The organism is Microbacterium sp. Bi98 (assembly GCF_918698045.1).
GTDB lineage: Bacteria > Actinomycetota > Actinomycetes > Actinomycetales > Microbacteriaceae > Microbacterium.
This window is the reverse complement of the sequence record NZ_CAKKLK010000002.1, coordinates 494,380-519,157: the sequence shown is the minus strand read 5'-3', so window position 1 is coordinate 519,157 and position 24,778 is coordinate 494,380. Positions and strand designations below refer to the sequence as shown.

Below are 24,778 nucleotides of genomic sequence, written 5' to 3'. Positions count from 1 at the left end.
GGCCTCGTACGTCCGGACGCGCGGCGCCCGCGCCGTAGACTTGGGCGATGAGCGAAGAGCTGCGTCCACGGCTGAGAGACCTCTTCCGTCCGCGCCCGGTCTCGCCGGATCGCACGGTGACCACCGAGGCCGATGAAGCCGTCCCGCGAGGACTCCGCATCACGGCCGCATATTCCTGGCGCATCCTGCTGATCGCAGCGGTGGTGGCCGGATTCATCTGGCTCGTGATCGAGCTGAAGCTCCTCGTGATCCCGCTCATGGTCGGCATCCTCATCACGGCTCTGCTGTGGCCGGGATTCCAGTGGATGCTGCGCCACCGGTTCCCGCGCTGGCTGGCAGTGGCGCTGTCGATCATCGGCACGCTCGCGATCGTCTCCCTACTGCTCTGGCTCGTCATCTGGCAGGTCCGCGCCCAGCTGCCCGACGTGCAGGCGCGGAGTTCCCAGGCGATCGAGGAATTCCGGCAGTTCCTTCTCAACGGACCGCTGCACCTGAGTGAGACGCAGATCCAGGACTACATCGATCAGGGCCTCGGCATCATCAACGAGCAGACGCAGACGCTCCTCAACGGGGCTCTCGCGGTCGGCACGACCGCCGCGCATGTGGTGACCGGAGCGGTCCTCTCACTGTTCATCCTGATCTGCCTGCTCGCCGACGGTCGGGGGATCTGGCGCTGGACGCTGCGCCTGTTCCCGCGCGCGGCGCGACCTGCCGCCGACGCGGCCGCGAGCAACGGCTTCGCGACGATCGTCAACTACGCCCGCACGCAGCTGCTGGTGGCCGCGATCGACGCGGTCGGCATCGGCGTGGGTGCCGCTCTGCTCGGCGTCCCGCTGGCGATACCGGTCGCCGTGCTCGTCTTCCTCGGATCCTTCGTGCCGATCGTCGGTGCGGTCGTGACCGGCGCGATCGCGGTCCTGCTGGCCCTCGTCTACAACGGGCCGTGGATCGCTCTGGCGATGCTGGCCGTCGTGCTCGGCGTGCAGCAGCTCGAGGGGCACATCCTGCAGCCGATCCTGATGGGCTCCGCGGTGAAGGTGCACCCGCTCGCGGTCGTGCTCGTCGTCGCCGGCGGCTCGATGGTCGGCGGCATCCCCGGAGCGCTGTTCGCGGTGCCTCTCGCAGCGTTCGTCAACGTCGCAGCGGTGACCGTCAGCACGGGGTCGTGGAAGACCGGCGACGTCCCGAACGCAGACCTAATCTGGAGCACAGTTCCGCGCGAGCGGAGACGGAGGAATCGATGAGCGCAGTCCCCAGCCTGGACGAGTTCGAGAAGGCAGCTCAGAGTCTGGCTGAGGTGATCACGCGGACGCCGACGTTGCCTTCGCGCGCTCTGTCGGATGTCCTCGGAGCGCCGGTCGTACTCAAGATGGAGAACCTGCAGCGAACGGGGTCCTTCAAGATCCGGGGATCCGCATATCGCCTCTCCCAGCTGAGTGCCGAAGAGCGCGCGCGCGGCGTGGTCGCGGCCTCCGCCGGCAATCACGCGCAGGGCGTCGCCCTCGCGGCGCAGACCCTCGGAATCCCGGCGACCATCTTCGTGCCGATCGGCATCCCGGTGCCCAAGCTGCTGGCGACCAGGAGCTACGGCGCCGAGGTCGTGCTCGAGGGAGAGACGGTCGCGACGTCGCTGCGGCTCGCCGCCGAGTTCGCCGAGCGCACGGGAGCGGTGATCATCCATCCGTTCGACCACCGCGATGTCGTCATCGGCCAGGGCACGCTCGGGCTCGAGCTGCTCGAGGATGCTCCGGACGTCGACACGATCGTGCTGGGGATCGGCGGGGGAGGCCTGATCGCCGGTGTCGCCGCCGCGGTGAAGGCGAAGGCCGCCGAGATGGGCCGCACCGTCCGCATCATCGGCGTCCAGGCCGAGAACGCCGCGGCGATGCTTCCCTCGCTCGAAGCGGGATACCCGGTCGACATCGAGACGAAGCCCACGATCGCCGACGGCATCCTGGTCGCGCGCCCCGGCGCCATCCCGTTCGAGATCATCAAGGACCTCGTCGACGAGGTCGTCACGGTGACGGACGACGACCTCGCACGCGCCATCCTCGTGCTGCTCGAGCAGTCCAAGGTGATCGCGGAGCCGGCGGGTGCCGTCGGAGTCGCCGCGATCCTCGCCGGCAAGGTGAAGGCCAGCGGCAAGACCATGGCCGTGGTCTCCGGTGGCAACATCGACCCGCTGCTGCTGCAGCGCGTGGTCTCTCACGGTCTGGCGGCATCCGGCCGGTACCTGACGATCCGCATCCCGCTGCCCGACCGTCCCGGTCAGCTGGCGCGGGTGTCCGAGCTGATCGCGGAGGCCGGCGCCAACGTGATCGAGGCGATGCACACCCGTCACGGGCACGGGCTGCAGATCAGCGAGGTCTTCCTCGAGCTCAGCGTCGAGACGCGGGGCACCGAGCATTCCGAGCACACCCTCGACATCCTCCGTCGTGCCGGCTTCCAGCCGATGATCGTTCCGGACTGACCCGCGACGACAGAAGGCCCCGTCCATTCGGACGGGGCCTTCTGTCGTCGCGGAACGCGCGCGTGATCGGAGCGCGTCAGCCGGTGTAGGTCTCGACGTTCACGATCTCGACCGAGATCGCGCGGCCGTTCGGCGCCTCGTACGAGGACTTCTCGCCGACCTTGAGTCCGAGGATCGCCTGTCCGAGCGGGCTGGCCTCGCTGTACACGTCGAGGTCGCTGCCCACGGCGATCTCACGGCTGCCGAGGAGGAAGACCTCTTCGCCACCGGCGACCACGGCCGTCACGACCGTGCCGGGCTCGACGATGCCGCGGCTCGCGGGCGCCTCGCCGACCTTGGCGGTCTTGAGAAGGTTCTCGAGGGTGCGGATCCGCGCCTCCTGCTTGCCCTGCTCGTCCTTGGCGGCGTGGTAACCGCCGTTCTCCTTGAGGTCGCCCTCTTCGCGTGCCGCTTCGATGCGCTTGGCGATCTCTTCGCGACCTGTGGTGGAGAGGTGCTCGAGCTCGGCGACGAGCCGGTCATACGCTTCCTGCGTGAGGAAGGGAACCTGAGCGTCAGTAGACATGACGAAGCTCCTTCGTTAGGTACCCGGCGACGTTCCGCGGGGGATATGCCAAGACGCCCCGGCACGGTGCCAGGGCGTCATCTGTCTGGCTCGAGTCTAAGCGACCCAGCAGCTGTTCACCAAACCTGTCGTGGCGCTCGAGACGGTGGGAACCGTGGCAGAGAGCGCCTGCGAATGGGCGTCGCCGGCGGGGATCTCGACGACCTTCCAGCCGACGACCCCGAACTCCTCGTCGAGCGCCTCGACGATGCAGGCCACGTCCTTGCCCTGCACCCCGGTGATCTGGAAGCGCACGGTGACGCTGTGCTCATCCACCAGATCGAAGCCGAGATCGTCGGAGTCGACCGCGTTCATCTGCGCCGCGACGATCATCCAGCCGAACGCGCCGACGAGAAGTGCCGCGATGGCGATCAGGACGATCCATGGCCCCCGGCGGGAGCGGGTGCGACCGTAGCGGTCATCGAGCTGTTGTGCGGTCGTCACGGGGTGGGTCTTCCGGTCGTTAGGCTGGTAACTCCAGGTTATGCGACCTGCGCATGAAAGGCAGACTCCATGCTCGCTCTGACCGAGACACCGATGCCGACGCCCACGATGACGGTGGCACCGGAGCTGGTCACGCCCGGATTCGTCGGCTTCGCCGCCGTCGTGATCATCCTGATCGCGGTGATCCTGCTGATCCTCGACATGAACCGTCGCATCCGTCGGGTCCGCTACCGCGAAGAGGTCAGGGATGAGCTCGACGCCGAAGAGGCCGCGCGGGCGGCTGACGAGGCGACCGAGACGGATGCCGACCTGCCGATCGTGCGCGAGGGCGACGACGACCCCGAGAAGCGCTGACCGAGCCTTCGGCGGGTCAGGCCCCGAGTGACGGGGACAGCGGTGCGAGGGCGATGAGCAGACACGCGATCCAGTGGCACAGGAAAGCGAGCACCGTGCATACGTGGAAGATCTCGTGGAACCCGAAATGGCCGGGCCACGGGTTGGGCTTCTTGATCGCGTAGACGACCGCGCCGCCCGTGTAGAGGAGCCCTCCGACGATGACGAGCACCATCATCGTGGCGTTCGCGACGAAGAGGTCGGCGAGGTACATCACCGCAGCCCAGCCCAGAAGCAGGTAGAGGGCGACGTACAGCCACCGCGGAGCATTGATCCAGAACACCCGGAACAGGATGCCGAGAAGCGCCCCGCTCCACACGAACACGAGCAGCAGGGCGCCCTTCTGAGGGGGCAGCGCGAGCACGGCGAGCGGCGTATAGGTGCCGGCGATCAGCAGCAGGATGTTCGCGTGGTCGATCCGCTTGAGGATCACCTTGACCTTCGGGCTCCAGTCGATCCGGTGATAGAGAGCGGAGTTGCCGAAGAGCAGCAGCGAGGTGGCCATGAACACGGCGGCGGCCCACTTGGCCGCGCCGCCCTGCGCGACGGTGATCAGCACCACCCCGGCGACGATCGCGACGGGGAACGTGGCCGCGTGGATCCAGCCGCGCCAGGTCGGCTTGATCTCGACGGCGGCGTCGTGCGCCGCCTCCTCCAGGAGGGGCAGCTGGGGGACGTCAGGTACCGAGGAGTCGGGAGTGCTCACGCCTTCACTCTATGCGGGCTCCCATGCAGGCGAGCGTACATATCCTGAGCGTCGGCCCTGGGTCCGCCGACGCCGACACGATAGCGTAGGGAGGTGATGACACGCGATGGTCAGGGGCGGGGGCCGCTGTACCGCCTCTACACCAGCCGGCTGCGCCGCCATCTCGATCCGGAGACCGTTCCCCATCACGTCGCCATGATGATCGACGGCAATCGGCGCTGGGCCAGGCAGCTCGGCTACGAGACTCCCGCGGAGGGACACAGGGCGGGTGCCGCCAAGATGCGCGAGTTCCTCGGCTGGTGCGATGAACTCGGGGTTCGGGTCGTGTCGCTGTATCTCCTGTCCAGCGACAACCTGCGAAAGCGCGACTCCGCCGAGCTCGCCGATCTGATCGAGATCATCGCCGAGCTCGCAGAGGCACTGTCGCGCGAGGGCAATTGGCGTGTGAAGCACGTCGGACGCTCCGACATCCTTCCCGCGGAGCTCGCGAAGGTGCTGGACGACGCACAGGAGCGCACGCGCGACCACACCGGCCTCCACGTCAACCTCGCGGTCGGCTACGGCGGACGCAACGAGATCGTCGATGCGGTGCGCAGCATCGTCACGGCGCATCAGGCGTCCGGCGGCACGATCGAGGACCTCGCCGCTCATCTGACCCCCGAGATGATCGGGGAGCATCTGTACACCGGCGGCCAGCCGGACCCCGATCTCGTCATCCGCACGAGCGGCGAGCAGCGTCTGAGCGACTTCCTGCTCTGGCAGAGCGCCCACAGCGAGTTCTACTTCGTGGAGGCGCTCGGGCCGGACCTGCGACAGGTCGACTTCCTCCGCGCGATCCGCGACTTCGCCGACCGCGACCGGCGCTTCGGCCGCTGACCTCGCCGACGACGCCACCCCGCGTTAACCAACACGTAACGAACTCGTGGCGTGTCGAGTTCGTCAAATGTCGGCGGCTGGTCGTAGCTTCTAGGCATCGGGCAAGGTGCCCGTCGGGTCGGCCTCAGGATGACGACTCGTGACCCCCTGGTCGACTCGTTCGAATAACCGGGAGTTCCCCGGGTCGGGAGTGGGTCGTGACCTCACGTACAGCGCAGCAGTCCACCAGCACCGCGCAGCAGTCCACCCGTAAGACGACGATGCGAGCGGGGGCGGAGGGTCCTGATCAGGATCTTCGGACCTATGTGCTCGACACGTCCGTCCTGCTGAGCGATCCGCAGGCGTTCTTCCGGTTCGCCGAGCACTCGGTCGTCCTTCCGGTGGTGGTCATCACCGAACTCGAAGGCAAGCGGCACGACCCGGAGATCGGATACTTCGCCCGTCAGGCGCTTCGCCACCTCGATGACCTTCGTGTCGAGCACGGACGGCTGGACTTCCCCGTCGAGGTCGGCGAGGGCGGCACGCTTCGGGTCGAGCTGGCCAACACGGACTCCTCGGTGCTCCCGGCCGGCATCCGGCTGAGCGACAACGACACCCGCATCCTCTCGGTCGCGATGAACCTCGCGCAGGACGGTCAGGACGTCACGATCGTCTCGAAGGACCTCCCGATGCGCGTCAAGGCGGCCTCGCTCGGTCTGCGTGCCGAGGAGTACCTCGCCGAGCAGGCCGTCGATTCGGGATGGACCGGAATCACCACCCTCGACCTGTCCGGTGACGAGATCAGCGATCTCTACGAGAGCGAGGTGGGCATCAGCGAAGATGCGAGGGGCCTGCCAGTGAACACCGGGCTCATCATCCACTCCGAGCGCGGTTCCGCACTCGGCAGGATCACGGGAGACGGCGAGTACAAGCTCGTCCGCGGCGACCGCGACATCTTCGGCATGCACGGGCGGTCCGCCGAGCAGCGGATCGCGATCGACCTGCTCACCGACCCGGACATCGGCATCGTCTCGCTGGGCGGGCGCGCGGGCACCGGAAAGTCCGCCCTGGCTCTCTGCGCCGGCCTCGAGGCGGTGCTCGAACGACAGCAGCAGAAGAAGATCATCGTCTTCCGCCCGCTGTTCGCCGTCGGAGGCCAGGAGCTCGGCTACCTGCCCGGCGATCAGGGCGAGAAGATGGGCCCGTGGGGGCAGGCGGTGTTCGACACGCTCGGTTCGGTCGTGTCAGGCAACGTCATGGAGGAGGTCGTCGAACGGGGCATTCTCGAGGTGCTCCCGCTCACGCACATCCGCGGTCGGTCGCTGCACGACGCGTTCGTGATCGTCGACGAGGCGCAGTCGCTCGAGCGCAACGTGCTGCTGACCGTCCTCAGCCGCATGGGGCAGAACTCGCGCGTGATCCTGACCCACGACGTCGGCCAGCGCGACAACCTCCGTGTCGGCCGTCATGACGGCATCGCCAGCGTGATCGAGACGCTCAAGGGGCATGACCTGTTCGCCCACGTGACGCTGATGCGGTCCGAGCGCTCCGCGATCGCCGCCCTGGTGACCGAGCTTCTCGAAGGGGGCGAACTCAGCTGACCTGAGTGGTCCGACAGCGGATGCCGTGGTGTCACGGCATCCGCTGTCGCATGATCCGGCGGATGCGTCGGCGATTCGCTTCCGTCGGCGTGGTCGTCGGATTACGCTCGTGGCACCGAACGCAGACGATGGAGTGATGCGCCATGAGTGACACAACGAAGACTGTCGAAGACCACTCGCTTCCCCCGGTGGCTGTCGATGAGAAGCCGCGCTGGACACCGCTGAAGATCGTCCTCTGGGCGGCGATCGCGCTGCTGGGCGGTGTCGCCTGGACGATGCTCGCCATCGTCAGAGGCGAGACGGTGAACGCGATCTGGTTCGTGTTCGCGGCGGTCTGCACCTATCTCGTCTTCTACCGTTTCTACTCGAAGTTCATCGAGCGCAACCTCGTCAAGCCGAACGACCGGCGCGCGACACCCGCCGAGTACAAGGCGGACGGCAAGGACTACGTCGCGACCGACCGTCGAGTGCTGTTCGGACACCACTTCGCCGCGATCGCGGGTGCCGGCCCTCTCGTGGGACCCGTGCTCGCCGCGCAGATGGGCTACCTGCCGGGCACGATCTGGATCATCGTCGGAGTCGTCCTGGCAGGTGCCGTGCAGGACTACCTCGTGATGTTCTTCTCGATGCGCCGGGGCGGGCGCTCTCTCGGCCAGATGGCCCGCGATGAGCTCGGTCGATTCGGCGGCACGGCGGCCATCGTCGCCACACTCCTCATCATGATCATCATCACGGCGATCCTCGCTCTCGTCGTGGTGAACGCCCTCGGCGAGAGCCCCTGGGGCGTGTTCTCCGTGGCCATGACGATCCCGATCGCCCTATTCATGGGCGCGTACCTCCGGTGGATCCGACCAGGCAAGATCACCGAGGTGTCGCTCATCGGGTTCGTGCTGCTGATGGCGGCGATCATCGGCGGCGGGATGGTCGCCGAGACCGACTGGGGTCAGGCGGTCTTCACCCTCGACCGCACGACGATCGCGTGGGGGATCATCATCTACGGCTTCATCGCCGCGGTGCTGCCGGTGTGGATGCTGCTCGCTCCGCGCGACTACCTCTCGACCTTCATGAAGATCGGCGTGATCGTGGCACTCGCCGTCGCGATTCTCTTCGTGCGGCCCGAGATCACCGTCCCGGCCTTCAGTGAATTCGCTGCGGGGGAGACGGGGCCCGTCTGGGCAGGATCCCTCTTCCCGTTCCTGTTCGTGACGATCGCCTGCGGGGCGCTGAGCGGATTCCATGCGCTCATCGCGTCGGGAACCACGCCGAAGATGATCGAGAAGGAGAAGCAGACCCGCTTCATCGGCTACGGCGGCATGCTCATGGAGTCGTTCGTCGCGATCATGGCGCTCGTCGCCGCGATCTCGATCGACCGTGGTCTGTACTTCGCGATGAACTCCTCGCCGGCCGCGACCCTCGGCACCGTCGAAGGCGCCGTGCAGTTCGTCAACAGCCTCGGGCTGACGGGTGTGAACCTGACGCCCGAGATGCTCACGAGCACGGCGGAGGCTGTGGGGGAGGAGTCGATCGTCTCCCGCACCGGCGGTGCGCCGACCCTCGCTCTCGGCCTCGCGCACATCATGCAGCAGTGGATCGGCGGCACCGGGATGATGGCGTTCTGGTATCACTTCGCGATCATGTTCGAGGCGCTGTTCATCCTGACCGCGGTGGATGCCGGCACCCGTGTCGCGCGATTCATGCTGCAGGACTCGGTCGGCAACGTCATCCCCCGTTTCAAGGACACGTCGTGGCGGGTCGGGGCCTGGATCTGCACGGCGGTGATGGTCGCGGGCTGGGGCGCGGTGCTGATCATGGGCGTCACGGACCCTCTCGGCGGCATCAACACCCTGTTCCCGTTGTTCGGCATCGCCAACCAGCTGCTGGCGGCCATCGCGCTCGCCGTGGTGCTCACCATCGTCGCCCGCAGGCGCACGTTCACGGTTCTCTGGGTGGTCGCTCTGCCGCTGGCATTCGTGACGGTCGTCACCGTCACGGCGTCGCTGCAGAAGATCTTCTCGAGCGTGCCGCAGGTCGGCTACTTCGCCAATCACGTCGCCTTCCGCGACGCGCTGGCTGCGGGCGAGACGTCGTTCGGCACGGCGACCAGCGTCGCCGCGATGGAGGCGGTGGTGCGCAACACGATGATCCAGGGCATCCTGTCGGTGACTTTCCTGGTGCTGTCTGTGATCGTCATCACGATCTCGATCGTCAAGGTCATCCAGGCGGTGCGACCCGGGCCGATCATCGATCACGAGGACCCGGAGGTGCCGTCGCGTCGGTTCGCTCCGGCAGGACTCATCGCCTCACCGGAGGAGCGCGCGGTCGAGAAGGAGTGGAACGCGCTGCCCTCGTCCGCCCAGCCGACGAGGGGGCACTGATGTCTGCGGCGGTGACCGACGCGGCGCGCAGGATCTGGCACTCCGTCGCCTGGTACATGAACGGCGTGACAGGGCAGTCGCGGTACACGGCCTACGTCGCGCACGAACAGGAGCGGCATCCCGAGCGAGAGCCGCTCACCGAACGCGAGTTCTGGCGGGCGCACTACGCCCAGCAGGATGCCGACCCCGGAGCCCGCTGCTGCTGAGGGGGCAGAGACGACGGATGCCGCAGGGAACAAGTCCCTGCGGCATCCGTCGTGTCAGTATCCGGTGATCAACCCGGGTGGGTCATCGACAGCAGGTCGAGCTTCTCGTCGAGCTGCTCGAGCGTCAGGTCCCCGCGCTCGACATAGCCGAGGTCGATCACGGCGTCGCGCACCGTGATGCCCTTCGCGACCGAGTGCTTGGCGATCTTCGCCGCAGCCTCGTAGCCGATGAGCTTGTTGAGCGGGGTGACGATCGACGGGCTCATTCCGGCGAAAGCCGCCGCGCGGTCGAGGTTCGCCTGCAGTCCGTCGACGGTCTTGTCGGCGAGCACGCGCGAGGCGTTGGCGAGCAGACGGATCGACTCGAGAACGGCGGTGCCCATGACCGGGATCGCGACGTTGAGCTCGAACGAGCCGGATGCTCCGGCCCAGGCGACGGTCGCGTCGTTGCCGATCACTCGTGCGCACACCATCAGCACGGCCTCGGGGACGACCGGGTTCACCTTTCCGGGCATGATCGAGGAACCCGGCTGCAGGTCGGGGATGTGCAGTTCGCCGAGTCCGGTGTTGGGGCCGGAGCCCATCCAGCGCAGGTCGTTGTTGATCTTGGTCAGCGAGACGGCGATCGTGCGCAGCGCACCGGACGCCTCGACGAGACCGTCGCGGTTGGCCTGTGCCTCGAAGTGATCCTTGGCCTCGGTGATCGGAAGCTCGGTCTCGGCTGCGAGCAGCTCGATGACCTTCTGCGGGAATCCGAGCGGGGTGTTGATGCCGGTGCCGGTGGCGGTGCCACCGAGCGGGACCTCGGCGACGCGGGGGAGCGCCGACTGCACGCGCTCGATGCCGAGGCGCATCTGACGGGCGTAGCCGCCGAACTCCTGGCCCAGGGTGACGGGCGTGGCGTCCATGAGGTGCGTGCGACCCGACTTCACCGCGTCCTTCCACAGCTCGGCCTTCGCCTCGAAGGCGACGGCGAGGTGGTCGAGCGCGGGGATGAGGGTGTCGATGAGCGCCTGCGTGACAGCGATGTGCACCGAGGTCGGGAACACGTCGTTCGACGACTGCGAGGCGTTCACATGGTCGTTCGGGTGCACATCCGCACCGAGGATGCGCGTCGCGAGCGTCGCGAGCACCTCGTTCATGTTCATGTTCGACGACGTGCCGGAGCCCGTCTGGTAGGTGTCGACGGGGAACTCGCCGTCATGTGCACCGGATGCGACCTCGTCGGCGGCCTGGGCGATCGCGTCCGCGATGGCCCCATCGAGCGTGCCCAGCTCCTTGTTCGCGAGCGCGGCGGCCTTCTTGATGCGCGCGAGGGCGGCGATCTGCGTGGATTCGAGGCCCTTGCCCGAGATCGGGAAGTTCTCGACGGCGCGCTGCGTCTGTGCGCCGTAGAGGGCGTTCACGGGAACACGCACCTCGCCCATCGTGTCGTGCTCGATGCGGTAGCCCTGCGCGTCTGCGCCGCTGTGCTGGTCGGTCATTCCGAACCCTCCTTGGTTGCGGGGCTGTGCCCCTCGGTGTCGTTTCCGTCTGTGTCGAGTCCGACCGTGATGACGGGAATCGCGGTTCCCTCGGCCAGACGGTAGTTGGCGCCGACGATGCCCAGACGACCCTCGGCGACGGCGTGGGAGATCACCTCGGACGACTGCAGCAGGTCGCGGACCGTGTTGCGCAGGTGCTCCTGGCCGACCAGGTCGGCGTCGATCTCGGCGACCGTGGTCCCGCCACTCTCGACGAGCACCTTCCGGGCCGCAGGCACGATCGGTGCGATGAGCTTCCAGATGTGCGGCGGCAGCGGCGCCGCGTCGATCGCGGTGCCGTCGATGGCGGCGCGCACAGCACCGCACGAGTCGTGTGCGAGCACGACGATCAGGGGGACGTTCAGCACCGCGACCGCGTACTCGAGGCTCGCGACGATCGACTCGCCGATCACCTGACCGGCATTGCGGACGACGAACAGGTCGCCGAGCCCCAGGTCGAAGATGATCTCCGCGGCCAGCCGGGAGTCGGAGCATCCGAACAGGGTGGCGACAGGATGCTGCGCCGCAGCCAGGTGCTTGCGTCGGGCGACATCCTGATTCGGGTGCCGCGGGGCGTCATCGACGAATCGCTGGTTGCCCTCCTGCATCTGCTTCCAGGCGGCGGCGGGCGTGAGCGTGTCTGTCATGAGGGCTACTCCGAGAGGTCGCGGATCTGGGGGACGAGGGACTCGGCGAGCTCGGCGGTGGAGTCGGCGGAGCGTGAGCCGTAGAGCAGCAGGTAGTCGTCACCCGCCTGGGTGCCGATCGCATAGGTGATGTTCTGCTTCGCACCGGCATCGCCGAGGTCGTAGACGTCCCACTCCAGCCCGCCGATCGACGTCGTGTCCGTCGGCGCGGTTCCGTTGAGGCGCTGCGGGGCCCAGGCTGCGTCGGCGTCGAAGGCCTGTGCCAGCTTGATGAATCCGCGCTCATCCTCGGCTGACGGGGCGAGGGTGACATCCCAGACCGTCGTCGCGCCGCTCGTGAGCTCGGCCGTGTTGACTCTCCAGAAGTCGGCCAGGTCGGGCACGATCACCGGGCGATCCATGGTGGACTCCACGTCCGCGGCTACGCCGACCACGTCGATCTTCTGGGCGGTCGCGGGTTCGCCACGGGGAACTGCGAGCACGATCACCGTGACGATGGCCAGCGTGACGATCAGAGCGGCCACCAGGCTGCGCACCGTCTGGCTCGAGCGATAGGCCTTGCTCGACGCGGCCTTGCGGGCCGCCGTCTCTTCGGGGGTCTCCGGCCGGCCCAGTTCGGCGACGATGGGAGCGGGCTTGCTCATGAGTCGTCTCCGTCGGCGGCACCGGTCGACGTCGCACGGGCGGCCTCGAGGCGACGCTTGGCGCCGAGCAGCCATTCCTCACAGCGGGCCGCCAGGGCCTCGCCGCGCTCCCAGAGAGCGAGCGACTGCTCGAGGGTCGGAGCGCCCTGTTCGAGCTCGGAGACGACCTTCACGAGCTCATCGCGAGCGGCCTCGAATGACAGCGTGTCCACAGGGGTGTCGTTCGGCGCACTCACGCCTCCATCCTACGCGGTGCGCGGGACCCGCTCATCCGGAGCGGGGCACCGGTGCTTCCGCGATCTCGCCCTCGGAACGGGCCGCGACGGAGCCGCGGTCGACCGTGATCGTCAGGCTGCTGCCGGCCGGAGCGTCGGCGGCGTCGCGGAGGATCACTCCGCCCTCGAGATGGGCGATCGCATAGCCGCGCGACAGCGTGGCCGCGGGGGAGAGTGCCCGCAGTGAGGCTCGCAGCTCGCTCGTCGCACGGCCGGCCGCATCGTGCTGACGGGTGATCGTGTCGCGTCCCCGCGAAAGCAGCAGCCACACGTCCTGAGAACGCGACTCGATGATCGGGTCGGGGGAGCGCAGCGAGGGACGGGACCGCAGCTGCTCGAGCTGTGCGATGTCGTGCGACAGCCGCTGCGTCAGTCGGGTCGTGGCTCGGGATCGCAGCTGCGCGATCAGCGCCCGCTGCTCGCTGACGTCGGGTACGACGCGCTTCGCGGCATCCGTCGGAGTCGATGCGCGCAGGTCGGCCACGTCGTCCAGAAGCGGATGATCGTTCTCGTGTCCGATCGCGCTGACGATCGGAGTCGTTGCCGCGGCCACAGCCCGGACGAGTCGTTCGTCACTGAATCCGAGCAGCGTCTGCGGATCGCCGCCGCCGCGGGCGATGACGATCACGTCGACATCCGGGTCGGTGTCCAGTCGTGCCAGAGCGGCGAGGGTCTCGGGGACGCACCGGTCGCCCTGAACAGCCGCATACTCCGTGCGGAAGCGCACCTGGGGCCAACGCAACTCGGCGTTGCGGTGCACGTCCTTCTCGGCATCCGACTTCTCTCCCGTGATCAGGCCGATCACGTGCGGGAGGAACGGGAGGCGCTTCTTGCGCGACGCGTCGAACAGGCCCTCCTGGCGCAGCTGCAGTCGCAGCTTCTCCAGCTTCTCCAGCTGATCGCCGAGGCCCACGTGCTTCATCGCCGAGACGGCGAAGCTGAAATCGCCGGCCTTGACGAAGTAGTCGGCCTTGACGGCGGCGACGACATGGTCGCCGACAGCCAGATCGCCGGGGATCCGCGGGCGCACACTCGACCAGATCCTGATGGAGATCTGCGCGTCGGAGCGGGTGTCCTTGAGCCGGGCGAAGATGTTGCCCCCGCGCACGTTCCAGGAGGTGATCTCGCCTTCGACCCACACCGTGTTCCAGCGCGCCACGAAGTCGCGGATCGTCGCGTTCAGGCGTGCGACCGAGGTCGGTGCGTCGGCCGAGGAGTCGCGCGGGGCGACCGCATCCGCCGGCGGAGTCTCGCCAGGACGCGTCGATGCTTCGAAGACCGTCATGCGCTCGGTGCCCCTTCCCGCTCCTGCTCAGGTTCTCGGCGGTAGAATTCAAGGGTGACCTCGACTGCCGTTCATCTGCCTCTGCCGCGCATCCCCCGAGTACGTGGGGCGGCCGGGCGGCTTCAGGATAACCCGGTCGTCGGGAACAAGCGTGTTCTGCTCGCCGCTCCGCGCGGATACTGCGCCGGCGTCGACCGGGCTGTGGTCGCCGTCGAGAAGGCGCTCGAGCGCTACGGCGCGCCGGTCTACGTGCGCAAGCAGATCGTGCACAACATCCATGTCGTCACCGAGCTCGAGGAGAAGGGCGCGATCTTCGTCGAGGAGGTCGACGAGGTTCCCGAGGGCGCTCACGTCGTCTTCAGTGCGCACGGAGTCTCGCCCGCGGTCGTCGAGGCGGCGTCGGACCGCGGCCTGCACGCCATCGACGCGACCTGCCCGCTGGTCACCAAGGTTCACCGCGAGGCAGTGCGTTTCGCCCGCGACGATTTCGAGATCCTGCTCATCGGCCACGAGGGGCACGAGGAGGTCGAGGGCACTGCGGGAGAGGCTCCCGAGCATGTGACCATCGTGAACTCGCCCGCCGAAGCCGACACCGTGCAGGTGAAGGACCCCTCGAAGGTGGTCTGGCTCTCGCAGACCACGCTCTCGGTCGACGAGACCATGGAGACCGTGAACCGACTGCGGGCCCGGTTCCCCGAGATGCACAATCCGCCGTCCGATGACATCTGCTACGCCACGCAGAACCGCCAGGTCGCCATCAAGAAGGTCGCGGCGAACGCCGACCTCGTGATCGTCGTCGGTTCCTCGAACTCGTCGAATTCGGTGCGCCTCGTCGAGGTCGCGCTCGAATACGGCGCGAAGGCCGCCTATCGCGTGGACTACGCCGAAGAGGTCAAGCAGGAGTGGCTCGACGGCGTTGCGACGGTCGGTGTCACCTCCGGCGCCTCCGTGCCCGAGGTGCTGGTTCGTGAGGTCCTCGACGCACTCGACGGAGCGGGTTACCGCGACGTCGAAGAGGTCAAGACGGCGGAGGAGGACCTCATGTTCTCCCTGCCCAAGGAGCTGCGACAGGATGCCGCGGGTCAGCGAGACGCGCGTGCGCTGGGAGGCCGTTCCTCCAGCGGGAACGCCTGACGGTGGCCGCCACAGAGGCGGCGCCGACGCTGATCGGCTCGGTGCAGCGCGCGCTCCGACTCGTCGACATGGTCGCGAACTCTCCGCGCCCGGTGCCGGTCAAGACTCTCGCCATGCGAACCGGCCTCACCCCGGGCACGACCTACAACCTCGTGCGCACACTGGTGCATGAGGGGTATCTCGTGAGCGAGCCCGACGGTCTGGTCCTCGGTGAGAACTTCCCCGCCTTCCGGCTGCAGTCCGACGCCGGGGGCGTATTCTTCGCGCACGTCCGCATGGCCCTGCGTCAGACCGCCGACGAGGTGGGTGCTTCCGCATACCTGTCCCGCTATCAGGACGGCGAAGTGCACCTCATCGACATCGTGGATGCCCCGCGCAGTCCTCGGCTCGATCTGTGGGTGGGTCTGGATTCGAGCGCGCATGCCACGGCGCTCGGCAAGCAGATCCTCAGCGATCTGAGCGGAGAGGAGCGTGACGACTATCTCTCGCGGCATCCGCTGGAGGAACTCACGTCTCGCACGATCAGTGACCGGCGTGCGCTGATCGCGGAGCTCGACCGCTCTCCGGGATTCGCCGTGGACCGCGAGGAGTATGCCATCGGCAACACCTGCATCGCCGTTCCCGTGATCGCCCCGAGCGTCAGAGCCTCACTCGCCGTCTCGCTTCCTGTGGGACACCCGCGCTTCGATCGCGGCCTGCTCGGGAAGCTCAAGCTCGTGGCGAGGCGGTTGTCCATGCAGTTGGGGGCGGACGCTCTGGGCGGCGGCGCAGCCCGTCTGGCGACGCCGATCTGACGCAGCATGTGTCGCCCGTCTGATGCTCTTCACTATCTGAAGAAGTGCCTCTGGTGCTCGGGCACGCGCTTTCCTAACATGTGAGGTGTAGTCGTCTGTGCAATCGGCGCTACAGGTGGAGGAATGTCCCCAGCGTTCCTCACCCCACTTGGATGACGAGCGTCCCCAGCGTTCCGAGTCCGCGGCCCCGAGGAGTCCCCACTCCTCCGGGGCCGCCATTCTTTTGACGCCCGCAGTCTGTGAGTCGTGCAGAGACCGGGCGGATACCATGGCCGAATGACCGATCAGCGTCCTCAGTACGGCGAAATCGCGACCCTCGAAGAGCAGCGGAGGGCAGCAGGGCTGCCGCCGCTGGGCGAGGTGCCGGCTGTGGATGTGAGCGGGACCGAGAACGCTCCCGGTGACCGAGTCCCGTCCGCATCGGCAGCGGCTCGTCCGCGTCCCGTCGATCGCTTCGTGACCATCGCACTGCTCGCCTACGGGCTGATCAATGTCGTGATGACAGGACTGTCATACCTCGACTTCTCCACCGCGATGAATCAGATGATGACGGTGCTCGGCGTGGACGGCGAGTTCACCAACTTCGCTGAGGGCCGGATCTGGGGCACCGTCGCGGCGATAGTGCTCGCCGTGGGCTGGTCGCTCACCGCTTTCCTGTCGATCCGACGCCTGCGCGCCGGCAAGCTCTCGTGGTGGGTTCCGCTGGTCGGTGCGGCCGTGACCCTGCTCGTGGCGTCTGTATGCGCCGCGATTCCGCTGATGAACGACCCGGCGTTCATCGACTTCGTCGCCAAGACGGCGGGTGGATGACCCCGTGAAACAGGAGATGCCCCCGGCCGTTCGGTCGGGGGCATCTGCGTTGTCAGGCTGGATCAGCTCTGGGACTGGCCGTACGAGCCGAGCTGGCGCGTGGACTCGACGACGCGAGCGGCCATGGCCGTCTCCGCGATCTTGCCCCAGGCGCGCGGGTCATACTGCTTCTTGTTGCCGACCTCGCCGTCGACCTTGAGCACACCGTCGTAGTTCTTGAACATGTAGTCCGCGATGGCGCGCGTGTAGGCGTACTGCGTGTCGGTGTCGATGTTCATCTTGATGACGCCGTTGGCCACCGCGAGGGCGATCTCCTCATCGGTCGAACCAGAACCGCCGTGGAAGACGAGGTCGAGCGGCTTCGCGCCGGTGTTGTACTTCTCGGCGACCTGCTGCTGGATCTCTCCGAGGAGCTCGGGACGCAGCTTCACTCCGCCCGGCTTGTAGACGCCGTGGACGTTGCCGAACGTGAGGGCTGCGATGTAGCGCCCCTGCTCGCCGAGACCGAGCGCCTGTACGGCCTGGTCGACGTCCGCGAACGTCGTGTAGAGGGCATCGTTGGATCCCTCGTGCGCCACACCGTCTTCCTCGCCGCCGACGACGCCGATCTCGACCTCGAGGATGGCGTTGATGTTCTTCATGCGGGGCAGGAGATCCTTGGCGATCTCGATGTTCTCCGCGAGCGGCACGGCCGAGCCGTCCCACATGTGGGACTGGAAGATCGGGTTGCGTCCCGCCTTGACCTCGTCTTCGGAGGCGGAGATCAGCGGCTCGACGAAGCCGGCGAGAGCATCCTTCGGGCAGTGGTCGGTGTGCAGCGCGACGGTGATCGGGTAGTTCTTCGCGACCTCGGTCGCGAAGCGCGCGAAGGCGAGTGCGCCGGTCGCGCGGGCCTTGACCGTGTGGCCGGCGAAGTAGTCGGCGCCGCCGGTGGTGACCTGGATGATTCCGTCGGAACCTGCCTCGGTCAGGCCCTGGAGGACCGAGTTGATGGTCTGCGAGCTCGAGACGTTGAAAGCCGGGTACGCGAAGCCGCCGGCCTTCGCGCGGTCGAGCATTTCGGCGTACTGATCCGGGGTGGCGACGGGCATGAGAACTCCTGCGATTTGGGGAAGCCGGGACAGCAGTCACTCTATCGGGGCTGACTGCCCGATGCTGTCGGCGGTGACCGGGCGAGCACGCCCTCCTACCCGTGTGTTAAGAATCGGGATTCCTTCGTCGTCGCTCGACCGAAAACTGCCGTTTCAGACGTTCACACTGGTTAGGCTGACCGCATGGTTAGTCTTACAGCGGATCTCAGCCCCCTTCGTCCCGATCGAAACCTCGCGATGGAGCTGGTGCGGGCCACTGAAGCAGCCGCCATCCGCGCCGTTCCGTTCATCGGTCGTGGCGCGAAGGAGGCGGCGGACGGCGCCGCCGTCGATGCGATGCGTGCCTTCCTCGGGACAGTGGCCTTTCAGGGGCGAGTGGTCATCGGTGAGGGCGAGAAGGACAATGCTCCGATGCTCTTCAACGGCGAAGAGGTCGGCACCGGCAGCGGCCCGGAGTGCGACATCGCGGTCGACCCGATCGATGGCACCTCGCTGACCGCAGCAGGACGTCAGAATGCGCTCTCCGTCATCGCCGTCTCCGATCGCGGATCGATGCTCGACGCGTCCAGCGTCTTCTATATGGACAAGCTCGTCACGGGCCCTGCCGGTGTCGGAGTGGTCGACATCCGCCTGCCGATCGGCGAGAACATCCGCAAGCTCGCGGGGGCTCTCGGCAAGCCGGTGGACGAGATCGTCGTCTCGGTGCTGAACCGTCCGCGTCACGAGCAGCTGATCCAGGAGATCCGGGATGCCGGTGCCGGGACGCGACTCATGAGCGACGGCGACGTCGCCGGCGGGATCAACGCGGCGCGTCACGCGGCCCGAACCGACATGTGCGTCGGGGTGGGCGGCAGCCCCGAGGGAATCGTGACGGCGTGTGCGATCAAGGCTCTCGGCGGTCACATCCAGGGGCGTCTCTGGCCTCGCGACGACGATGAGCGCCAGCGCGGAATCGACGCCGGCCTCGACATGGACAAGGTCTACGAGGCCGACGATCTCGTGCGCGGGGACAACACGATCTTCGTCGCCACTGGCGTCACGGACGGCCAGCTGGTGGCCGGCGTCCGACGCGAGGGCGGCTACATCTACACCGAGAGCGTCGTGCTGCGCGGTGCCTCGGGAACCCTTCGCCGGATCGCCTCGGAGCACCTCGTCTCGAAGTGGCTCTGACTGCCGTGACCTGAGAGCGCGAGTCGGGAACGGGCCCCTCATCGTTACCGACCCGGTACCGCCTGTGCGGTGCTGAGCCGAGCTTTCTCGTGCGTTCGTGTGACAATTGACACTGGATTTGTCGCCGTCGACGGAGCCGCCAGGCACCGCAGGCACAGGAGGGCAGACCGATGACAACGCAGCACACGAATGGTTCCCAGGCCACGCCGACCAAGATCGTGACGACGCCGACCGGCCGGATCATGCGGATCAACGTCGACGAGGCCGGAGTGCCTCTGCCGATCGCGACTCCGGCGGCGCCTGTCGTCAAGACGGCTGTCTCAGATCCCGCTCGACGTGCGGACGTGCTGTTCCGCAAGCGCCTCGACGAGGGGCACGAGATCAGCTCCTGGTGGATGGTCGGAGCTTTCGTCGTGACCAGTGGCCTCGTGATCCTGCTGCTCAGCGGCGTACCGGGCGTCGCCTGATCTCAGCGGCGGGGCTCTTCCGCCTCGACCTGTCGGGATGCCGAATCCAAGTTCGCCGATTCGTCGTCGCTGACCCGGCCGCGAACGTCTCCGACATCGGCCTGGATCGACGTACCCGGCGCAGCGGACGCATCGTCAGCAGCATGGGGGATGCGGAGCTCGGAGCCGATCTCCGCACCGGAGCCGCTCATGAGCTCTGCCGAGGTGAAGCGTCGCGTCTGCGCGGTGATCGCCGGTGGGGCGGAGTCGAGCGTCGACGCGCTGATTCCGGGGAACTGCCTGGCCGTCACGAGCACACGGCTCTCGAGCGAACCCGCGAATCTGTTGTAGCTGTCGACCGTGCGCTCGAGTGCGCGGCGCAGATCGTCGGCATGCCCCGCGAGGACGCCGAGTCGGTCGTAGAGCTGGGTGCCGAGATTCAGCAGCGCGCGCGCCTCGGTCGACACCTCTTGCTGCGTCCAGCTGTAGGCCACGGTCTTGAGCACGGCCCACAGATTCACCGGGGACGCGAGCGCCACCTTCTTCGTGAATGCGTAGTCCAGCAGCGTCGGGTCTTCGTCGATGGCTGCGGCGAGCAGCGACTCGCTCGGCAGGAAGCAGATGACGAACTCAGGACTGGCGTCGAGGCCCGTCCAGTACGCCTTCTTCGCGAGTGCGTCCACGTGCGCGCGAACGGCCTTCACGTGCTTCTGCATGTGGGAGCGACGCTGTGTCTCATGCGCGTCCCCGATCGGCAGTGCCGATGCCTCGAGGTATGCATCGAGCGGAACCTTGGCGTCGACCGCGATCGATGTGCCGCCGGCGAGACGGATCACCATGTCGGGCCGTCCCTGACCCCGGTCTGACGAGATGCTGGACTGCAGATCGAAGTCGACGTGTCGGATCAGCCCTGCGGCCTCGACGACCCGTCGCAGCTGCGTCTCACCCCAGACCCCTCGTGTGGCGGTCGAGCGCAGTGCTCCGGCGAGCGACTCGGTCGTCGAGCGCAACGCCTCGTCGGACTCCTGCGCGCGCCTGAGCTGCTCCGCGAGCGATCCGAACTGCGCATGACGCTCCTGCTCGATCGCCGAGACCTTCTGCTGCATCTGCTGGAGACTCTCGCGCACGGGAGCGAGAGCGGTGAGCACCGCATTCTGCTGCTGCACCCGCTGCGCCTCGGCGCGCTGCTCGAGCCTCGCGTGCTCGACGGCATCCCGATACAGGTCGTACTGTCGGTCGCGATCGTCTCGAGCTGCGGCGAGCTCGGCCTCGGCGCGAGCGAGGTCTGCTGCTCCGCGCGATCCGCGGAGGAACCACCCCACGGCGGCGCCGGCCGCGAGCGCGACCAGGAGAAGAACGAGCGTGAGAGCATCCATGTGCTCCATGATGCGCTCGGCCACGGACATTCGTCCGGTGCGACTCAGGCGACCGCGCGCTCCGGGGTGGCGAGGACCGGCTCGGTCACTCGCAGCGACAATGCATCCGCCAGGGAGAAGACGTCGGACGCGCCGTGTCGGCGAGCGGCGTCGATGATGATGTGGGCGCACGCGAGCGCGTCCGCAAGCGCGTCATGGTGCGAGAAGCCGGTGAAGCCCGCAGCCTCTGCGGCCTTCGGGAGTCGGTACGACTCGATGTCGTAGGTCTTGCGAGCCACCTGCAGGCTGCACAGCGAGCGATACGGCGGGCAGTCGCCGCCGGTGGCCTCGGACGCCCGGCGGAGCACGTTGAGGTCGAAGCCCGCGTTGTGCGCCACGAGCACGTCGGCGCCGGCGAAGGCGCACAGGCGGTCGAACTGATCGGCCCAGGTGGCCGCGTCGATCACGTCGTGGGCGCGGATGCCGTGGATCTTGGTGTTCCACTCCTGGAACTCGTCGTGACCGGCGGGCGGGCGGATCAACCATCCGGCGGTGGCGACGATCCTGCCGTCGCGCACCCGCACGAGGCCGACGGAGCAGGCCGAGGCGGGGCTGGAGTTCGCCGTCTCGAAGTCGATTGCGGTGAAATCCAGTGGCACATCCCCACTCTCTCCCGGCATCCGAGACGCTCCAGGATGACGCGCCGTAGGCTGGCGACATGAGTACCGACCGAGCGACATCCTTCGGCGCCGAGGCCGCGAACTACGAGGCGGGAAGACCCGAGTATCCCTTCGAGGCCGTGTCGTGGATGCTCGATCCGATGCCTCACGGCTCCCGTCGCATCGCCGACGTGGGCGCGGGCACCGGAAAGCTCACACGTGTGCTCGCGCAGGCCGCGGATGCCGAGGTCGTCGCCGTGGATCCGGACGCCGCCATGCTCGCGACACTGCGGCGCAGCGTTCCCGGTGTTCCGACTTTCCAGGGAACAGCCGAACGGATGCCGCTGCCCGACGCCAGCCTCGACGCCGCCGTGCTGGGTCAGGCCTGGCACTGGGTCGAGCCGTCTGCGGCGTCCCTCGAACTCGGACGAGTCGTCCGCACCGGGGGAGTGCTGGGGCTGATCTGGAACATCCGCGACGAACGCGCGGACTGGGTGCGCCGTCTCACTGACATCATGCACAGCAGTCCGGCGGAGGACATGGTCAACGGACCCGGCTCCGACGGCCCGCGCATCGAGGCCCCCTTCACGGGGATCGAGAAGCAGCAGTGGGAGTGGACCCGGGCGATGAACCGGACGCAGTTGCATCAGATGGCGCGCTCGCGCAGCTACCTGATCGCGGCGTCGAACGACGAACGCTCAGAGATCACACGGCAGATGGACGTGCTGTTCGACGAGCTCGGACTTGACGGTGAGGGGACGATCGACCTGCCCTACGTGACGCACGCATTCCGCGCCGTGCGAGCCTGACGCCGACACCCGCAGGGGCTGCGCATCTGCGACCGGTAGACTCGACCCCCGTGGCTCTCACTATCGGAATCGTCGGCCTGCCCAATGTCGGCAAGTCCACCCTCTTCAACGCTCTGACCAAGAACGACGTGCTCGCGGCGAACTATCCGTTCGCGACGATCGAGCCGAACGTCGGGGTGGTGAACCTGCCCGATCCTCGTCTCGACAAGCTCGCCGAGATCTTCGGCAGCGAGCGCATCCTGCCCGCCGCGGTGTCGTTCGTCGACATCGCCGGCATCGTGCGCGGCGCGAGCGAGGGAGAGGGACTCGGCAACAAGTTCCTCGCGAACATCCGCGAGGCGGATGCCATCGCCCAGGTCGTGCGCGGGTTCGCAGATGACGATGTCGTGCACGTGGACGGTGCGGTCAATCCGGCATCCGACATGGAGACCATCAACGCCGAGCTCATGCTGGCCGACCTCGAGACCGTCGACAAGGCGATCACGCGGTACGAGAAGGAGGTGCGCGGCAAGAAGATCGAGCCCGTCGTCCTCGAGACCGCCAACGCGGCGAAGGATGCGCTCGAGCGTGGTGTGCTGCTGTCCGTCGCGGGCATCGATCTGACGCCGATCCGCGAGCTCGGACTCCTCACCGCCAAGCCGGTCATCTTCGTCTTCAACGTCGACGAGGGCGTGCTCACCGACGACGCCCGCAAGGCGGAGCTCGCCGCGCTGGTCGCCCCGGCGAAGGCCATCTTCCTCGACGCCAAGATCGAGTCCGAGCTGATCGACCTCGACCCCGAGGATGCCGCAGAGCTGCTCGCGTCGACCGGGCAGGACGAGTCCGGTCTCGACCAGCTCGCCCGCATCGGCTTCGACACTCTCGGACTGCAGACCTACCTCACGGCTGGCCCGAAAGAGGCGCGCGCGTGGACGATCCCCAAGGGATCCAAGGCGCCGCAGGCCGCCGGAGTCATCCACACCGACTTCGAGAAGGGCTTCATCAAGGCTGAGATCGTCTCGTTCGACGACCTCGTCGAGACCGGGTCCGTCGTCGAAGCCCGCTCCAAGGGCAAGGCGCGCCTCGAGGGCAAGGACTACGTCATGCAGGACGGCGACGTCGTGGAGTTCCGTTTCAACAACTGAGCGAGGTTCTGCCCGAGTGCTGAGGAGATCGGCACCGGCGCGTACGAAGCCGCGGGGTGCGAATCAGATCTCGTCGCTACGTCGAGCACGCACGGTCCAGCCGACCTGCATCAGTGCCTCCGTGAGGCGGTCGGCGGCAGCGCTCGCGACTTCGACGCTTGCGTCAGAGCAGACGTCGATGGCGATCGGCGGCGGATCGGCGAAGCGTGGGATCTGCACCTCTGCCCAGGCGTCGGGCGACAGCGGTACCCGAGGGGACGCGGTGCGGGCGTCTCGGATGGCGCTGTCCGCCGCGAAAGCGATGACGTCCAGCGCATGGAGCTTGGTGATCGGCATGTCCACCACGAGGGTGACGGCGAAAATCGCGCCTGCGGTATCCCCGAATTCTGGCCTCACCGCATGAAGATATCACTGCGCGGTCGGTGCGGATACGAGGGTGACAGCGACTGGCGATGATCGCCATGCCGCGGAGTCGCGAGCGAACTCGGCGCGCACAGCCGGTCTAGCTGCGACGCTCGACATCCTGGCTCAAGAGCTCGGGCCAGACTTGAACGTCTCCCGGAGTGCGGGCGACCCTCAGGGTCGCGTGCGGGAGCAGCTCGGCGAGGGATTCTGCCGTCGACAGCGGGTGGCCGGGGTCGTCCACCCAGGCCAATATCGTCGTCGGCACATCGATCCCTGCGACCACCTCAGGGGCGGGCAGGTCGCTGAGCGCTGCACCGCGAAGCAATGACGGCAGAAGGGCATCGGCGACGTCGGGCCATGTCTCCGGGGCCGAGACGGTGGCCGGGGGTGGCGTCGATCCGCGCATGCTGGCGAGGAACGCCTCGACACCATCGGCTTCGATCAGCGCAGCCGCGGCTCGGTAGATATCCGCTTGAGCGGGTCTGGTCTTCCACCCGGTGGGCGGCACCATGAGTGTGAGTCCCGTGAAGCGGTCCGGCTCGAGCGACGCAGCGTGCAGAAGGGTCGCGGCACCCATCGAGGGGCCGACCCCGTGGACGCGCTCGCCGGGGAACCAATGATCGAGCAACCGCAGAAGATCATCCGCCAGGTTCGGCCAGCGATAGTCGTCGGCAACCTTCCGCCCGGTCGAACGGCCATGGCCGCGTGCGTCGTACCGCAGGAGTCGAGTTCCGCTCAGTCCGCGACCGAGGTCGAGATTGAGCACCCGGTCGCGGGCCCGACTCGACGTGAGGCCATGCAGCTGGACGACGGGGTGCCCGCCTTCATCGCTCAGGGCGACAGCCAGCTCGGCTCCGGGTACCTCGAAGGTGGGCATCAGGCTCCTCGATCGATGACTGAGCGAGTCTGCTCGGGCAGTCGTGTTGAGTGATCAGGTTATCCGGACGATATGG

At 67.5% G+C, this 24,778-nt stretch carries 27 protein-coding genes; 14 read left to right on the top strand and 13 right to left on the bottom strand.

The features are described from left to right. The first annotated feature begins 47 nt into the window (after positions 1-47). Complete coding sequence (locus tag LQZ85_RS06245; RefSeq protein ID WP_082297766.1) at positions 48-1,244, top strand: AI-2E family transporter; 1,197 nt, start codon at positions 48-50, stop codon at positions 1,242-1,244. Then, complete coding sequence (ilvA, locus tag LQZ85_RS06240; protein ID WP_056277960.1) at positions 1,241-2,470, top strand: threonine ammonia-lyase; 1,230 nt, start codon at positions 1,241-1,243, stop codon at positions 2,468-2,470. Before LQZ85_RS06245 ends, ilvA begins: the two co-directional genes overlap by 4 nt. A 76-nt stretch (positions 2,471-2,546) precedes the next feature. Here the strand turns inward: ilvA and greA are convergent, their stop codons facing one another. Further along, positions 2,547-3,035 carry a transcription elongation factor GreA gene (gene greA, locus LQZ85_RS06235; protein ID WP_053095514.1) on the bottom strand — a complete coding sequence of 163 codons (489 nt, stop codon included), beginning with the start codon at positions 3,033-3,035 and terminating at the stop codon, positions 2,547-2,549. A 96-nt stretch (positions 3,036-3,131) separates the two neighbouring features. Further along, positions 3,132-3,518: a DUF4307 domain-containing protein gene (locus tag LQZ85_RS06230; RefSeq protein WP_053095515.1), complete on the bottom strand. Its 387-nt coding sequence runs from the start codon at positions 3,516-3,518 to the stop codon at positions 3,132-3,134. A gap of 69 nt (positions 3,519-3,587) precedes the next feature. On the opposite strand from LQZ85_RS06230, the gene LQZ85_RS06225 reads away from it, so the two are divergent. Further along, a complete protein-coding gene (locus LQZ85_RS06225; protein ID WP_053095516.1) occupies positions 3,588-3,872 on the top strand; it encodes a hypothetical protein in 285 nt (94 codons plus the stop codon). A gap of 16 nt (positions 3,873-3,888) precedes the next feature. On the opposite strand, the gene LQZ85_RS06220 is transcribed toward LQZ85_RS06225, so the two are convergent. Continuing rightward, positions 3,889-4,617 (bottom strand): hemolysin III family protein, encoded by a 729-nt coding sequence (locus LQZ85_RS06220; protein ID WP_056277963.1) that lies wholly within the window; start codon positions 4,615-4,617, stop codon positions 3,889-3,891. Positions 4,618-4,713: 96 nt separating this feature from the next. Here LQZ85_RS06220 and LQZ85_RS06215 point away from each other — a divergent pair, with 96 nt between their 5' ends. From LQZ85_RS06215 to LQZ85_RS06200, 4 genes are all read left to right on the top strand, one after another. Beyond that, on the top strand, positions 4,714-5,493 hold the full coding sequence (locus LQZ85_RS06215) for an isoprenyl transferase (protein ID WP_056277965.1): 780 nt from the start codon (positions 4,714-4,716) through the stop codon (positions 5,491-5,493). 260 nt (positions 5,494-5,753) lie between these two features. Continuing rightward, positions 5,754-7,073 (top strand): PhoH family protein, encoded by a 1,320-nt coding sequence (locus tag LQZ85_RS06210; protein WP_053095519.1) that lies wholly within the window; start codon positions 5,754-5,756, stop codon positions 7,071-7,073. 143 nt (positions 7,074-7,216) lie between these two features. Then, entirely contained in the window at positions 7,217-9,448 is a 2,232-nt protein-coding gene (locus LQZ85_RS06205; protein WP_230100675.1) for a carbon starvation CstA family protein, read from the top strand. Beyond that, positions 9,448-9,654 carry a YbdD/YjiX family protein gene (locus LQZ85_RS06200; RefSeq protein ID WP_230100674.1) on the top strand — a complete coding sequence of 69 codons (207 nt, stop codon included), beginning with the start codon at positions 9,448-9,450 and terminating at the stop codon, positions 9,652-9,654. The genes LQZ85_RS06205 and LQZ85_RS06200 overlap by 1 nt, the downstream gene beginning before the upstream one ends. A 68-nt stretch (positions 9,655-9,722) precedes the next feature. Here LQZ85_RS06200 and LQZ85_RS06195 read toward each other — a convergent pair whose 3' ends face one another. The 5 genes from LQZ85_RS06195 to xseA are packed head-to-tail and all read right to left on the bottom strand — an operon-like array spanning position 9,723 to position 14,028. Continuing rightward, the gene (locus tag LQZ85_RS06195) at positions 9,723-11,138 is read right to left on the bottom strand and encodes a class II fumarate hydratase (protein WP_053095522.1); all 1,416 of its coding nucleotides are present in this window, start codon (positions 11,136-11,138) and stop codon (positions 9,723-9,725) included. Beyond that, positions 11,135-11,824 (bottom strand): carbonic anhydrase, encoded by a 690-nt coding sequence (locus LQZ85_RS06190; protein WP_053095523.1) that lies wholly within the window; start codon positions 11,822-11,824, stop codon positions 11,135-11,137. Before LQZ85_RS06190 ends, LQZ85_RS06195 begins: the two co-directional genes overlap by 4 nt. A 5-nt stretch (positions 11,825-11,829) precedes the next feature. Beyond that, on the bottom strand, positions 11,830-12,468 hold the full coding sequence (locus tag LQZ85_RS06185; RefSeq protein WP_053095524.1) for a DUF4245 family protein: 639 nt from the start codon (positions 12,466-12,468) through the stop codon (positions 11,830-11,832). Next, positions 12,465-12,704, bottom strand: a complete 240-nt coding sequence (locus tag LQZ85_RS06180) for an exodeoxyribonuclease VII small subunit (protein ID WP_053095525.1) — start codon at positions 12,702-12,704, stop codon at positions 12,465-12,467. Before LQZ85_RS06180 ends, LQZ85_RS06185 begins: the two co-directional genes overlap by 4 nt. A gap of 31 nt (positions 12,705-12,735) precedes the next feature. Beyond that, the gene (gene xseA / locus LQZ85_RS06175; protein ID WP_230100673.1) at positions 12,736-14,028 is read right to left on the bottom strand and encodes an exodeoxyribonuclease VII large subunit; all 1,293 of its coding nucleotides are present in this window, start codon (positions 14,026-14,028) and stop codon (positions 12,736-12,738) included. A gap of 54 nt (positions 14,029-14,082) precedes the next feature. On the opposite strand from xseA, the gene LQZ85_RS06170 reads away from it, so the two are divergent. From LQZ85_RS06170 to LQZ85_RS06160, 3 genes are all read left to right on the top strand, one after another. Further along, entirely contained in the window at positions 14,083-15,162 is a 1,080-nt protein-coding gene (locus tag LQZ85_RS06170) for a 4-hydroxy-3-methylbut-2-enyl diphosphate reductase (RefSeq protein WP_230100672.1), read from the top strand. Positions 15,163-15,164: 2 nt separating this feature from the next. Beyond that, entirely contained in the window at positions 15,165-15,956 is a 792-nt protein-coding gene (locus LQZ85_RS06165) for an IclR family transcriptional regulator (RefSeq protein WP_056277976.1), read from the top strand. Positions 15,957-16,232: 276 nt separating this feature from the next. Then, positions 16,233-16,766: a DUF6264 family protein gene (locus LQZ85_RS06160; RefSeq protein WP_056277979.1), complete on the top strand. Its 534-nt coding sequence runs from the start codon at positions 16,233-16,235 to the stop codon at positions 16,764-16,766. 62 nt (positions 16,767-16,828) lie between these two features. Here the strand turns inward: LQZ85_RS06160 and fbaA are convergent, their stop codons facing one another. Beyond that, complete coding sequence (gene fbaA, locus LQZ85_RS06155; protein WP_056277981.1) at positions 16,829-17,857, bottom strand: class II fructose-bisphosphate aldolase; 1,029 nt, start codon at positions 17,855-17,857, stop codon at positions 16,829-16,831. 183 nt (positions 17,858-18,040) lie between these two features. Here fbaA and glpX point away from each other — a divergent pair, with 183 nt between their 5' ends. Continuing rightward, entirely contained in the window at positions 18,041-19,027 is a 987-nt protein-coding gene (gene glpX, locus LQZ85_RS06150; protein ID WP_053095530.1) for a class II fructose-bisphosphatase, read from the top strand. A gap of 170 nt (positions 19,028-19,197) precedes the next feature. Further along, the gene (locus tag LQZ85_RS06145; protein ID WP_056277984.1) at positions 19,198-19,494 is read left to right on the top strand and encodes a hypothetical protein; all 297 of its coding nucleotides are present in this window, start codon (positions 19,198-19,200) and stop codon (positions 19,492-19,494) included. 2 nt (positions 19,495-19,496) lie between these two features. Here LQZ85_RS06145 and LQZ85_RS06140 read toward each other — a convergent pair whose 3' ends face one another. Together LQZ85_RS06140 and LQZ85_RS06135 are read right to left on the bottom strand one after the other, a co-directional pair. Next, positions 19,497-20,849 (bottom strand): DNA recombination protein RmuC, encoded by a 1,353-nt coding sequence (locus LQZ85_RS06140; RefSeq protein WP_230100692.1) that lies wholly within the window; start codon positions 20,847-20,849, stop codon positions 19,497-19,499. 44 nt (positions 20,850-20,893) lie between these two features. Next, complete coding sequence (locus LQZ85_RS06135; protein WP_056277988.1) at positions 20,894-21,487, bottom strand: exonuclease domain-containing protein; 594 nt, start codon at positions 21,485-21,487, stop codon at positions 20,894-20,896. A 59-nt stretch (positions 21,488-21,546) separates the two neighbouring features. Between LQZ85_RS06135 and LQZ85_RS06130 the strand changes: the two genes are divergently transcribed. Together LQZ85_RS06130 and ychF are read left to right on the top strand one after the other, a co-directional pair. Then, the gene (locus LQZ85_RS06130) at positions 21,547-22,296 is read left to right on the top strand and encodes a class I SAM-dependent methyltransferase (RefSeq protein ID WP_056277992.1); all 750 of its coding nucleotides are present in this window, start codon (positions 21,547-21,549) and stop codon (positions 22,294-22,296) included. A 50-nt stretch (positions 22,297-22,346) separates the two neighbouring features. Next, positions 22,347-23,420: a redox-regulated ATPase YchF gene (gene ychF / locus LQZ85_RS06125; RefSeq protein WP_056277996.1), complete on the top strand. Its 1,074-nt coding sequence runs from the start codon at positions 22,347-22,349 to the stop codon at positions 23,418-23,420. A 63-nt stretch (positions 23,421-23,483) separates the two neighbouring features. Here ychF and LQZ85_RS06120 read toward each other — a convergent pair whose 3' ends face one another. Beyond that, a complete protein-coding gene (locus LQZ85_RS06120) occupies positions 23,484-23,756 on the bottom strand; it encodes a hypothetical protein (RefSeq protein WP_056279005.1) in 273 nt (90 codons plus the stop codon). A gap of 166 nt (positions 23,757-23,922) precedes the next feature. Further along, a complete protein-coding gene (locus LQZ85_RS06115) occupies positions 23,923-24,702 on the bottom strand; it encodes an alpha/beta hydrolase (RefSeq protein WP_056277999.1) in 780 nt (259 codons plus the stop codon). Positions 24,703-24,778: the final 76 nt, after the last annotated feature.